The following is an 11,982-nucleotide window of genomic DNA, read 5'->3' as shown; positions in this document are numbered from 1 at the left end:
GTACAGATATCGCCATTACCCCGGTCCGATGCCATACGCCCTACCCGGCGCCCCCGCCACCCCGCCGCTGACCGTGGCCGTTCGCACGCTGTGCGAATTCGCGGCCAAGCATGGTGACCTGGACGCGCGCTTCACGCCGTCGCCCACAGCCGAGCAAGGCCAGGCCGGGCATCGCCGGGTGGTGCAATCGCGCGGTGCCGGCTACCGCGCCGAGGTGAGCCTGCAAGGCACGCACCGCCAGCTGCAGGTGCGCGGCCGGGCCGATGGCGTGGATGCCGAGCGCCAGCTGGTCGAAGAGATCAAGACCTACCGCGGCTCGCTCGCGCGCATGCCCGCCAACCAGCGCGAGCTGCACTGGGCGCAGGCCAAGGTCTACGCCTGGCTGCTGTGCGAAAAGCACCAGGCCACCGCCTGGAACGTGGCGCTGGTCTACTTTCATGCCGATCGGCAAGAAGAGGCGCCGCCGCTGGTACAGCGGTTCGAGGCCACCGAGTTGCAGCGCTTCTTCCACACGCTGTGCGAGCGCTACATGGCCTGGGCCGAGAGCGAAGCGGCGCACCGCGCGCAGCGCGACGAGGCCCTCGCCCGGCTGGCGTTTCTGCACGGCACGTTCCGCGAAGGCCAGCGCACCTTGGCCGAGGCGGTGTTTCGCGCCGCGCGCCACGGCCACTGCCTGGCCGCGCAGGCGCCCACCGGCATCGGCAAGACCGTGGGCACGCTGTTCCCGCTGTTGAAGGCGATGCCCGAGCAGGCACTGGACAAGGTCTTCTTCCTGACCGCCAAGGGCTCGGGGCGTGGCATTGCGCTGGACGCGTTGGCTTCACTCGGCGACTCGGGCGCCAGGCCACTGCGTGTGGTCGAGCTGGTGGCGCGCGACAAGGCCTGCGTACACCCCGACAAGGAGTGTCACCCCGAGTCCTGCCCGTTGGCGCGCGGCTTCTACGATCGCCTGCCCGCCGCCCGCAGCGAGGCGGCCACGCTCGCCGGCAGCTTGTCGAAGCCAGCGCTGCAGGCCGTGGCCGAGCGCCATGCGGTGTGCCCCTACTACCTCGGGCAAGAGATGGCGCGCTGGGCCGATGTGGTGGTCGGCGACTACAACCATTTCTTCGACGTCAGCGCATCGCTGCATGCGATGACGCTCGTCCACGGTTGGCGCGTCGCGGTGCTGGTCGACGAGGCGCACAACCTGGTCGAGCGCGCCCGCAGCTGCTACACGGCCGAGCTGGGCTGGGGCCTGTTCGCCGCGGCGCGGGCCGTGGCACCGGCGGCGCTGAAGAAGCCGATCGACCGCGTCGCGCGGGCCTGGCGTGCACTGGCGCGTGCGCAACCCGCGCCGTACCAGGTGGTGCCGCAGCCACCCGCCGCGCTGGGCCTGGCGTTGGCCCAGTGCACCCAGGGGATCGGCGATTTGCTGGCCGATGGCGTGCAAGGGCCGCACGCGCTGCCCACGGCGTTGCTTGAATTCCACTGGGCGGCCTTGCACTACCTGCGCCTGTGCGAATCGTTCGACGCCGCGCATTCGCTGGTCGACGTGACCACCCACGCACCACCCCACGGGCGCAAGGCCCCGCAAGCCGATGTCTGCCTGCGCAACGTCACCCCGGCGGACTTCCTGCAGCCGCGCTTCGCTGCCGCGCGCAGCGTGGTGCTGTTTTCTGCCACGCTCGCGCCGACGCGCTTTTATGCCGACACGCTGGGCCTGCCCGAGAGCACCGTGTGGCTCGATGTCGACTCGGGCTTTGCGGCCGAGCAACTGAAGGTGCGCATCGTGCCGGCGGTGTCGACCCGCTACAGCCGCCGTGCCGACAGCCTGGCGCCGATCGCCGAGCTGATCCATCGCCAGTATGAGCAAGAGCCTGGCAACTACCTGGCCTTCTTCAGCAGCTTCGACTACCTGCATCAGGTGGCCGCCGAATTCGCCGCCCGCCACGGCGAAGTGCCCACCTGGCAGCAAACCCGCCAGATGGACGACGCAGCGCGGCAGGCGTTTCTCGACCGCTTCGAGCCGCAGGGCCGCGGCATCGGCTTCGCGGTGCTCGGCGGCTCGTTCGCCGAGGGCATCGACCTGCCCGGCTCGCGCCTGATCGGCGCGCTGATCGCCACGCTCGGCCTGCCGCAGCTGAACCCTGTGAACGAGGCGCTGCGCGAGCGGCTGCAGCAGCGCTTTGGCGCCGGCTTCGAATACGCCTACCTCTACCCCGGCCTGCGCAAGGTGGTGCAGGCCGCCGGGCGGGTGCTGCGCACGCCCACCGATCGCGGCAGCGTGCACCTGATCGACGAGCGTTTTCGGCGGGCCGATGTGCGCCGCCTGCTGCCGGCCTGGTGGCGCATCGAGACGCTGGCGCTGCCCGCGGTGAGCCCCCGCAATAGCCCTACAGCGGGTGCCACTATGATGGCGGCCCGATGACGTTTCTGGCTCGAAGTCTTCTTGGTGTGCCGCTGGCCGCGCTGGTCGTCTGGGCCGCACCGTCCACCGGGCAGGCCGCCGCGCCCGCGGCGTCTGCCGCCGCGGCGCCGGCCGCTGCGCCGTCGTCGGCCCTGGCCGAATCGGCGGTGCTGCGCAAGATCCGCGACACCGGCGTCATCGTGATCGGGCACCGGCTGACATCAGTGCCGTTTTCGTACCTCGACGCCAAGCTGCGGCCGGTCGGCTATTCGATCGACCTGTGCCACAAGGTGGTCGAGTCCATCCGCCACAAGCTCGACCTTCGCGACCTCGAGGTCAAGATGGTGGCCGTCAGCTCGGCCACCCGCATGCCGCTGGTGGCCAACGGCACGGTCGACCTGGAATGCGGCGTCACCACCAACACGGCCGAGCGGCAGAAGACGCAAGCGTTCTCGATCACGACCTTCGTCGCGGCCAGCCGGCTGCTGGCCAAGAAACAAAGCGAGATCCACACGCTCGACGACCTGCGCGGCAAGGTGGTCGCGTCGACCATCGCCACCACCAGCATCCGCTACCTGAACAACCTCAACGAAGCGCTGAAGCTGGACATGAAGATCGTTGCCGGCCAGGACGACACCGACGCTTTCCAGATGGTGCAGGCCGACCGCGCAGTGGCCTTTGCGATGGACGACGTGCTGCTGCGCAGCTTGATCGCCAGCGCACCGAACCCTGCCGACTACACGATCTCGGACGACACGCTGTCGATCGAGCCCTACGGCATCGGCCTGCCGCGCGACGAGCCGGCGTTCAAGCAACTGGTCGACGACACGCTGATGGCGATGTACCGCAGCGGCGAGGTCTACTCGATCTACAGCAAGTGGTTTCTCTCGCCGATCCCGCCCAAGGGGATCAACCTGCGCATGCCGATGAGCGAGCCGTTGCTGCGCGCGATCCGGCAGCCGACCGATTCGCCGGACCCGCAGGACTACCGCTGACGCCCACGGCATGGCGCGCAGGGCGCCTGCCGCCGGCCAAATCACCGAAACGCAGGGCCGGCGAGCGGCGCCGCCACACGTTTCGTGGTTTTTGGCACACCCTCTTACGTTTTGAGCTGGCGCAAGTGGCACCCGCCGCAAGCCGGTTTCAATGGGCCCATGAGCCGAGCAGTTCCAGCGTGCCCAACGGGCGGCTGAGGCGGCTGAGAAGGTGCATGCGAGAAAGACCTTGAGCGGTGGCTCGGGCGGACACGATCCGTCCCGCTGAAGACTCGCGCGGAGGGATCAACGGAGAAACACCATGTATGCAAAAACCATTGCAGGCGCGCTGCTGTGCGCACATTCCTTGTTTGCGTTTGCCCAGTACAGCGCGCAATACATCGAGACGTCCAAGGCCTGGAGTTCGACCGTCGCGGATTTCAACAACGACGGCCACGACGACATATTCATCAGCGGCCACGACGAACACGACCGCATCTGGTATTGGACGGAATCAGGCTACGTGCCGTCGCCGCACGAGTTCGTGTGGGTCGACCGCCACGCGTGCGATGCGGCCGACTTCAACCTCGATGGCTTGCTGGACTTGTTCTGCACGGTCGGCGCCGACAGAGGCAATGGCATGGGCCCGAATGAGCTGTGGATCCAGAGTGCCGGCGACGTGTTCACCAAGATGCCGGTGCACGGCGCAGAAGACCCCTACGGCCGCGGCCGATACCCGGTCTTCTTCGATTTCAACCACGACGGTTATCCCGACATCTATGTGACGAACGAGGCCACGATCCGCTCGGACGGCCAGATCAACATCAACCATGTGTTCGTCAACCAGGCCGGCACCGGCTTTGTCGAGGCGACCACGCTGGCCACCGGGCCGCGCGGCTTCTTGTGCACCGGCAAGGGCGATGTCAACCACGATGGCTGGGACGACCTGCTGGTCTGCTACGAGGGCGGCCCGGGGCACATCTACATCAACAACCAGGCGGGCGACTTCACGGGCCTGGTGTCGCCGGCGCTGAGCGTCAAGATGCGCGACGCGAAGCTTGAAGACATGAACGGCGACGGCCTGGATGACCTGGTGCTGATCAACGGCAACAACGCGCTGCAGATCTGGCTCAACACCGGCCACGAGCCCTATTTCGTGAGCCCGGTGTATGAAAAGAAGCTGATCTACCAGTCCAAGTGGCTGACCATCGGCGACTTCAACCGCGACGGGATCAAGGATGTCTATGTCGTGCTGCAGAAGAGCGACTGCAAGACCACCCTCCAGGACGTTGCGCCGGACGTCGTGTTCGAGGGCCGGACGGGGCCGACCTGGTTCATGAAGAAGCAGACGCAGGCCTACAGCGGCTGCGGCCACATGGCCGAGACCGTGGACGACTCGAAGGTGCTGCTGCTGAACGGCGGCGTTGCCTACCGCGGGCCGAACTACGTGATCAAGTGGGGCGAGTGACGCCGTTGCCCAGCACCGGCCGCCTCGTCACGTCCGGAACCGGTCGACATCGATCTCGTGCCGGTGCAGCTTGTCGTAGAGCGTCTTCTTCGCAATGCCCAGGGTCTCCATGACCTTGGGCATGCGGCCCTGGCACTGGCGCAGCGCCTGCTCGATCAGCGCCTTCTCGACCTTGTCCATCTGCTGCGCCAGCGTCACCGGGGCGACGCCGGTCGTGGCCGAGGTCAGGTCGCCGATCTCCAGCACGAAGCGGTCGGCGGCGTTGCGGATCTCGCGCACGTTGCCCGGCCAGTCGTGCGCCATCAGCTCGCGCAGCTTCTCGGGCGTCATCTCGGGCGGGGCCAGGCCGTAGCGGGCGCTGGCCTGGCCGGCAAAGTGCTCGAACAGCAGCGGGATGTCCTCGCGCCGCTCGCGCAGCGGTGGCAGCTCGAGCACCGCCACGTTGAGCCGGTAGTACAGGTCGCCGCGGAACTTGCCTTCGTCGCTCAGGGCCCGCAGGTCGCACTTGGTGGCGGCCACCACGCGCAGGTTGACCGGCACCTCTTCGTTCGAGCCCAGGCGCTCGATCTTGCGCTCTTGCAGGATGCGCAGCAGCTTGATCTGCATCTGCATCGGCATCGTCTCGATCTCGTCGAGCAGCAGCGTGCCGCCGTTGGCGTGCTCGATCTTGCCGATGCGGCGCTTGGCCGCCGAGGTGAAGGCGCCCGGCTCGTGGCCGATCAGCTCGCTTTCGAACAGCGTCTCGGGCAGGCCACCGCAGTTGATCGCGACGAAGTTGCGGTCACGCCGGTTGCTGTGGTCGTGCAGGCAGCGGGCGACCAGCTCCTTGCCGGTGCCTGTCTCGCCGAGGATCATCACGTCGGCCGAGGTGTCGGCCAGGCGCACGATCTTGCGCCGCAGCTCTTGCATCACCGGCGAGTTGCCGAGCAGCACCGATTCGATGCCGCTGCGCTTTTGCAGCTGGGCGCGCAGGTCGTCCAGCGCGACGCGCAGCACCCGCTTGTCCAGCGCACGCACGGCCGTGTCGACGAAGCGCTCGGGCGCGAACGGCTTCTCGATGAAGTCGTAGGCACCCGCGCGCATGGCCCGCACGGCCATCGAGACATCGCCATGCGCGGTGATCAGCACGACCGGAATGCCCGGGTCGGTGGCGACCACGTGGTCCAGCAGCGCCAGGCCGTCCATGCCGGGCAGGCGCACGTCGGTAACGACGATCAGCTGCGCACCGGCCGCGATGTGCGGCAGCGCGTCTTCGGCCGAGCCGCAGGGCTGCACGTCCAGACCGGCCAGCTCCAGTGTCTGCGCCAGGCTCATGCGCACCGGCGGGTCGTCTTCGACGAAGAGGACCTTGAACCCCTCAAACATAAACTTCCTTTTGCGCAAATTCCAAGTCGAATTCAAACACCATGCCTTGCTCGGTGGGCCGAGCACGCAGCGTGCCGCCGAATTCGCGCACGATCTTCGATGAAATCACCAGGCCGAGCCCCAGGCCCTGGCCGGCCGGCTTGGTGGTGAAAAACGGCTCGAACAAACGTTCGAGATTGGCCTCGGGAATGCCCTCGCCGCTGTCGGCCACCTGCACGGTGACCCGGCCGTCGTCGACCCGGGCGCTGAGCCTGAGCTGCTTGTCGGGCGTCGAGGCCATTGCGTCCAGCGCGTTGGTGAACAGGTTCAACAGCACCTGCTCCAGGCGGTTGGTGTCGGCCCGCACCTGCAGTGCGTCGGGCACGTCGACCTGCACCTGGATGCGCTCGGCCCGCAGCCGGTGTTCGAGCAGCAGCAATACATTGGACACCGCCGCCGCCAGGTCCACCGGCTGCGCGACGCTGCCGCCCTTGCGCGCGAACGACTTCAGCTGCAGTGTGATGCGGCCCATGCGCTCGGCCATGTCGTCGATCAGCTTCAGGTTGTCTGCCACGGCCTGGGTGCGGCCGCTTTGCAGCAGCAGCGCGGTGTTGCGCGACAAGGCGCGCAGGGCCGTCAACGGCTGGTTGATCTCGTGCGAGATGCCGGCCGACATCTGGCCCAGCACCGCCAGCTTGCCCGCTTGCATCAGCTCGTCTTCGGCCTGCAGGCGCTGCGCGATCTGGCGCTTCAGCTCGTCGTTGGTGGTGCGCAGCTCGCGGGTGCGTTCGTCGACCTGGCGTTCGAGCTGGTCGTGTGCCTGCTGCAAGGCGTTGCGCGCCCTGAACAGCTGCCGCAGCGCGCGCCGGCGATGCAGCCAGTACAGCGCCAACAAGCCCAGCACCGCCCCGCCGGCGCCCCCGCCCCAGGCGGCATAACGCGCCCGGCGCCACACATCCAGCGGGTCGGACAAGGTCATCAGGCGCACCGCCAGCGGCACCACCGGGCGCTCTTGCGCCAGGTGCAGGCTGTGGCCGGCGCTCTGCACGTCGGCCAGCCGCACCACCGTCGAGCCAGACTCCGCACTGCGCTCGATCGACATGCCCAAGGGTGCGAGCGTGGCGCCCACATACCGCCCCGAGGACTGCAGCGCCTCGACGTTGACCGAGCCCAGCATGCGGTACTTCCACGCCGGCACCGACGACATGATGACCACGTCGTTCTGGTCGACCACCAGCAGCTTCTCGCTCTGCGAGCGCAGGCCCAGGTCGACCCAGGTGGCTTCGAGCGGCGCCAGGCTCACCTTGACGACGATGTGGCCGCGGTAGGTGCCCGAGCGGCGCACCGGGTACACGAAGTAGTAGTCGGTGGTGCCGTCGGTTTCGTTGGAGGCGAAGAAGTCCACCGCGTCTTCACCGAGGTTGCGTGCGGCTTCGGGCAGCGGCGTGCGCCCGCCCGGCACATCGCCGTGGCGCTGGTAGCCGTTGCTGGCGGCCAGCGCCTCGCCATCGGCCGCCGTCACGAAGATCAGGATTGAGCCGGCCCGCACGTTCACGCGCGCCAGCTTCAGCCTCGCGCGCTGCTGCACCTGCGCGTTGTGCGGATCGTCGAGCAGCGCCTGCACGTCCTCGTCGATCGCGATCAGGCTGGGCAGGTAGGCATAGCGCGCCAGTTCGGTCTCGAGGTTCGACGCGTACAGCTCGAGCCGCTCGCTGGCCACCGCCGCCAGATCCGCCAGGCCGCTGCGTTCGCTGATGCGATAGCCCATCACCATGCCGACCACGACGAGCGCCACGGTCAGCAAGGCAATCAGTTGGGGGGCCGCCCGCTGCAGCTGCAACGCATGGGGCGATAGAAAGTCACGGGTCGGCATCAGGCACCGTAGTGTGCCCAACTCGCGCCCGCCCGTGGGTCAAAGCCTGTGGCTTCGGTGCACGGCCGGCGGCCCTGAAAGCCGCTCGAAAACAGCCGCTCAAGCAGGTGGGCGGAAATCCACACCGGTACTTTTGGCGCCAGTGCGGATTTCCGCCCTGTTTGTTCAGCGCCTCGGCGCTTCAAGCCCCGAAATGGGGGTCAACAGGCCGGTTTTGTCCGGGCTTACCCGCGGAAAAAACATGTTGGCACAACCTGTGCTCTATCAGCCGCGGTGGCTGGCAACGGCCGAAGCGAAAGCACATCAATGGATATCTTCGTACAACAGATCATCAACGGATTGGTATTGGGGAGCATGTACGCGCTGGTGGCGCTGGGGTACACGATGGTGTACGGGATCATCTCGCTGATCAACTTTGCGCACGGCGAGATCTTGATGGTGGGGGCGCTGACGAGCTGGACGGTGGTGCAGGCCTTGGCCGACACCGGCTGGCCGGGGTGGCTGCTGCTGCTGATCTCGCTGATCGCCGCAGTGATCGCGTGCTCGGCGCTGAACTTTGCGGTCGAGAAGATCGCCTACCGGCCGCTGCGCAACGCGCCGCGCCTGGCGCCGCTGATCACCGCGATGGGCATGAGCCTGCTGCTGCAGACGCTGGCCATGATCCTGTGGAAGCCCAACCCCAAGCCCTACCCGCCGCTGCTGCCGCAAGACCCGCTGTTCCTGTGGGAGGCGGGCCCGGTGATCACGCCCACGCAGATCGTGATCCTGGTGACCACGGTGGTGGTGCTGGCCGCGCTGCTGTGGCTGGTCAACAAGACCAAGCTCGGCCGCGCGATGCGCGCCACCGCCGAGAACCCGCGCGTGGCGGGCCTGATGGGCGTGCGCCCTGACCACATCATCAGCGCCACCTTCATCATCGGCGCCACGCTGGCGGCCATCGCCGGGATCATGTGGGCCAACAACTACGGCACCGTGCAGCACTCGATGGGCTTCCTGCCCGGGCTGAAGGCCTTCACGGCCGCGGTGTTCGGTGGCATCGGCAACCTCACCGGCGCAATGGTCGGCGGGGTGCTGCTGGGCCTGATCGAAGCCATCGGCGCCGGCTACCTCGGCCAGCTCACCGGCGGTGTCTTCGGCAGCCAGTACGTCGAGATCTTCGCCTTCCTGGTGCTGATCCTGGTGCTCACGCTGCGTCCGTCCGGCTTGATGGGCGAACGCGTCGCGGACCGCGCTTGATCAGGAGGCAACCATGCAAGACATGAACAAACAAACCAAGCTGATCGTCTTCCTGATCGCCGCGGTGGCGCTGATGGCGCTGCCGCTGGTGGCCGCGCAGTTCGGCCAGGGCTGGGTGCGCATCATGGCGCTGGCGCTGCTGTACGTGCTGCTGGCGCTGGGCCTGAACATCGTGGTCGGCTACGCCGGCCTGCTGGATCTGGGCTATGTGGCCTTCTACGCGGTGGGCGCCTACATGTTCGCGCTGCTGGCCAGCCCCCACCTGACCGACAACTTCCCGTGGATCAAGGAGGCGTTCCCCAACGGGCTGCACACCCCGATCTGGATGGTCATCCCGCTGGCCGCCGGCTTGGCGGGGCTGTTCGGCGTGGTGCTCGGTGCGCCGACGCTGAAACTGCGCGGCGACTACCTGGCCATCGTGACGCTGGGCTTCGGCGAAATCATCCGGGTGTTCATGAACAACCTGGAGTACCCGATCAACATCACCAACGGCCCGCGCGGCGTGAGCCAGATCGACGCGATGAGCATCGGCGCGCTGGACTTCTCCAAGACGCTGCACTTCGCGGGGCTGGAGATCCCGCCGGTGGCGCTGTACTACTACCTGTTCCTGGCGCTGGTGGTCGGCTCGGTGATCGTGTGCACCCACCTGGCCAACTCGCGCATCGGCCGCGCCTGGATGGCGATCCGCGAAGACGAGATCGCCGCCAAGGCGATGGGGCTGAACACCCGCAACCTCAAACTGCTGGCCTTCGGCATGGGCGCCACCTTCGGCGGCGTGTCGGGCGCGATGTTCGCGGCCTTCCAGGGCTTCGTCTCGCCCGAGTCGTTCACGCTGATGGAGTCGGTGATGATCGTCGCGATGGTGGTGCTGGGTGGCCTGGGCAACATCCCCGGGGTGATCCTGGGCGCCTTGCTGCTGTCGGCCCTGCCCGAGGTGCTGCGCTACGTGGCCGGCCCCTTGCAACAGCTGACCGACGGCCGGCTCGATGCGGCCATCCTGCGCCAGCTGCTGATCGCGCTGGCGATGATCGTGATCATGCTGCTGCGCCCGCGTGGCCTGTGGCCCAGCCCCGAGCACGGCAAGGCGGCCCCGACGCCCGTGACGGCCAAGTGAGGAGAACAACAACATGAGCACATCCGTTCTCAAAGTCAACGGCGTGTCCAAGCGCTTCGGCGGCCTGCAGGCCCTGTCGGACGTGGGCATCACGATCGAGCCGGGCCAGGTGTATGGCCTGATCGGCCCCAACGGTGCCGGTAAAACCACCTTCTTCAACGTCATCACCGGGCTGTACACGCCCGACGGCGGCAGCTTCGAGCTCGGTGGCCAGCCCTACACCCCGACCACCGTGCACGAGGTGGCCAAGGCCGGCATCGCGCGCACCTTCCAGAACATTCGCCTGTTTGCCGAGATGACGGCGCTGGAGAACGTGATGGTCGGGCGCCACGTGCGCAGCCACTCGGGCCTGATCGGCGCGGTGTTCCGCACCCCGGGCTTCAAGAAGGAAGAAGCCGAGATCACCCAGCGCGCCCGGGAGTTGCTGGAGTACGTGGGCATCGGCAAGTACGCCGAGTTCAAGGCCCGCACGCTGAGCTACGGCGACCAGCGGCGGCTGGAGATCGCCCGAGCCCTGGCCACCGACCCGAAGCTGATCGCGCTCGACGAGCCCGCAGCGGGCATGAACGCGACCGAGAAGGTGGTCTTGAGAGAGCTGATCGACCGCATCCGCAAGGACGGCCGGACCATTCTTCTCATTGAGCACGACGTGAAGCTGGTGATGGGGCTGTGCGACCGGGTGACGGTGCTGGACTACGGCAAGCAGATCGCCGAGGGCACGCCGTACGACGTGCAGCGCAACGAGAAGGTCATTGAAGCCTATTTGGGCGCCGGTCACAAAGCCCATTGAGCACAAGGAACAAGACATGACACAACAGACCATGCTCAAGGTCAGCGGGCTGAAGGTCGCCTACGGCGGCATCCAGGCGGTCAAGGGCGCGAGCTTCGAGGTGCACCAGGGTGAACTGGTCAGCCTGATCGGCGCCAACGGTGCCGGCAAGACGACCACGCTGAAGGCGATCACCGGGATCCAGCCGATCGCGGCCGGCTCGGTGGAGTTCCTGGGCAAGCCGATCAAGGGCCAAGGGGCCTGGGACCTGGCCCGCCAGGGCCTGGTGATGGTGCCCGAAGGGCGCGGCACCTTCACCCGCATGACGATCACCGAGAACCTGCAGATGGGTGCCTACACCCGCAACGACAAGGCCGAGATCGCGGCCGACATCGACAAGGTGTTCGGCATCTTCCCGCGGCTCAAAGAGCGGGCGCTGCAGCTGGCCGGCACGATGTCCGGCGGCGAGCAGCAGATGCTGGCGATGGGCAGAGCGCTGATGGCAAGGCCGAAGGTGCTGCTGCTGGACGAGCCCAGCATGGGCCTGAGCCCGATCATGGTCGACAAGATCTTCGAGGTCATCGACACCATCCACAAGCAAGGCACCACCGTGCTGCTGGTCGAGCAGAACGCCAGCCGCGCCCTCAGCCTGGCCAACCGCGGCTACGTCATGGAGTCCGGCGAGGTCACCATGAGCGGGCCCGCCAAGCAGTTGCTGGCAGATCCGAAAGTTCGGGCAGCCTACCTCGGCGAGTAGCGCCAAACAGTTCAGCGGGTCATACCAAAGGGATCGGTGAGAGGCAACACCCGCGTGCCTC

At 67.3% G+C, this 11,982-nt stretch carries 9 protein-coding genes; 7 read left to right on the top strand and 2 right to left on the bottom strand.

Features of this window, described 5'->3' with window-relative positions; all coding sequences use genetic code 11:
• Positions 1-28 precede the first annotated feature (28 nt).
• From ACE3SG_RS10005 to ACE3SG_RS09995, 3 genes are all read left to right on the top strand, one after another.
• The gene (locus tag ACE3SG_RS10005) at positions 29-2,407 is read left to right on the top strand and encodes a helicase C-terminal domain-containing protein (RefSeq protein WP_374564648.1); all 2,379 of its coding nucleotides are present in this window, start codon (positions 29-31) and stop codon (positions 2,405-2,407) included.
• On the top strand, positions 2,404-3,381 hold the full coding sequence (locus ACE3SG_RS10000; protein ID WP_374564646.1) for an amino acid ABC transporter substrate-binding protein: 978 nt from the start codon (positions 2,404-2,406) through the stop codon (positions 3,379-3,381). Before ACE3SG_RS10005 ends, ACE3SG_RS10000 begins: the two co-directional genes overlap by 4 nt.
• A 301-nt stretch (positions 3,382-3,682) precedes the next feature.
• Positions 3,683-4,828 (top strand): FG-GAP repeat domain-containing protein, encoded by a 1,146-nt coding sequence (locus tag ACE3SG_RS09995; RefSeq protein WP_374564644.1) that lies wholly within the window; start codon positions 3,683-3,685, stop codon positions 4,826-4,828.
• 27 nt (positions 4,829-4,855) lie between these two features.
• Here ACE3SG_RS09995 and ACE3SG_RS09990 read toward each other — a convergent pair whose 3' ends face one another.
• Both ACE3SG_RS09990 and ACE3SG_RS09985 read right to left on the bottom strand, forming a co-directional pair.
• Entirely contained in the window at positions 4,856-6,193 is a 1,338-nt protein-coding gene (locus ACE3SG_RS09990) for a sigma-54-dependent transcriptional regulator (RefSeq protein ID WP_374564642.1), read from the bottom strand.
• Entirely contained in the window at positions 6,186-8,045 is a 1,860-nt protein-coding gene (locus tag ACE3SG_RS09985) for an ATP-binding protein (protein WP_374564640.1), read from the bottom strand. The genes ACE3SG_RS09990 and ACE3SG_RS09985 overlap by 8 nt, the downstream gene beginning before the upstream one ends.
• A gap of 306 nt (positions 8,046-8,351) precedes the next feature.
• Between ACE3SG_RS09985 and ACE3SG_RS09980 the strand changes: the two genes are divergently transcribed.
• The 4 genes from ACE3SG_RS09980 to ACE3SG_RS09965 are packed head-to-tail and all read left to right on the top strand — an operon-like array spanning position 8,352 to position 11,921.
• Positions 8,352-9,281, top strand: coding sequence for a branched-chain amino acid ABC transporter permease (locus ACE3SG_RS09980; RefSeq protein ID WP_374564638.1), 930 nt, complete (start codon positions 8,352-8,354; stop codon positions 9,279-9,281).
• Positions 9,282-9,303: 22 nt separating this feature from the next.
• On the top strand, positions 9,304-10,395 hold the full coding sequence (locus ACE3SG_RS09975) for an ABC transporter ATP-binding protein (RefSeq protein ID WP_374564900.1): 1,092 nt from the start codon (positions 9,304-9,306) through the stop codon (positions 10,393-10,395).
• A 13-nt stretch (positions 10,396-10,408) separates the two neighbouring features.
• Positions 10,409-11,185, top strand: a complete 777-nt coding sequence (locus ACE3SG_RS09970) for an ABC transporter ATP-binding protein (RefSeq protein ID WP_374564636.1) — start codon at positions 10,409-10,411, stop codon at positions 11,183-11,185.
• 31 nt (positions 11,186-11,216) lie between these two features.
• Positions 11,217-11,921, top strand: a complete 705-nt coding sequence (locus tag ACE3SG_RS09965; RefSeq protein ID WP_374564899.1) for an ABC transporter ATP-binding protein — start codon at positions 11,217-11,219, stop codon at positions 11,919-11,921.
• The last annotated feature ends 61 nt before the right edge of the window (positions 11,922-11,982 follow it).

This window comes from Ideonella sp. (genome assembly GCF_041914305.1).
Lineage (GTDB): Bacteria > Pseudomonadota > Gammaproteobacteria > Burkholderiales > Burkholderiaceae_C > Ideonella.
This window is presented reverse-complemented; position numbering and strand designations above follow the sequence as displayed.

What these genes read in the sequence shown, in the direction of transcription:
- ACE3SG_RS10000 (WP_374564646.1), top strand. Translation starts at nt 2,404, where the DNA reads ATGACGTTTCTGGCTCGAAGTCTTCTTGGTGTGCCGCTGGCCGCGCTG.
- ACE3SG_RS09985 (WP_374564640.1), bottom strand. Translation starts at nt 8,045, where the DNA reads ATGCCGACCCGTGACTTTCTATCGCCCCATGCGTTGCAGCTGCAGCGG.
- ACE3SG_RS09995 (WP_374564644.1), top strand. Translation starts at nt 3,683, where the DNA reads ATGTATGCAAAAACCATTGCAGGCGCGCTGCTGTGCGCACATTCCTTG.
- ACE3SG_RS09965 (WP_374564899.1), top strand. Translation starts at nt 11,217, where the DNA reads ATGCTCAAGGTCAGCGGGCTGAAGGTCGCCTACGGCGGCATCCAGGCG.
- ACE3SG_RS09970 (WP_374564636.1), top strand. Translation starts at nt 10,409, where the DNA reads ATGAGCACATCCGTTCTCAAAGTCAACGGCGTGTCCAAGCGCTTCGGC.
- ACE3SG_RS09990 (WP_374564642.1), bottom strand. Translation starts at nt 6,193, where the DNA reads ATGTTTGAGGGGTTCAAGGTCCTCTTCGTCGAAGACGACCCGCCGGTG.
- ACE3SG_RS09975 (WP_374564900.1), top strand. Translation starts at nt 9,304, where the DNA reads ATGAACAAACAAACCAAGCTGATCGTCTTCCTGATCGCCGCGGTGGCG.
- ACE3SG_RS09980 (WP_374564638.1), top strand. Translation starts at nt 8,352, where the DNA reads ATGGATATCTTCGTACAACAGATCATCAACGGATTGGTATTGGGGAGC.
- ACE3SG_RS10005 (WP_374564648.1), top strand. Translation starts at nt 29, where the DNA reads ATGCCATACGCCCTACCCGGCGCCCCCGCCACCCCGCCGCTGACCGTG.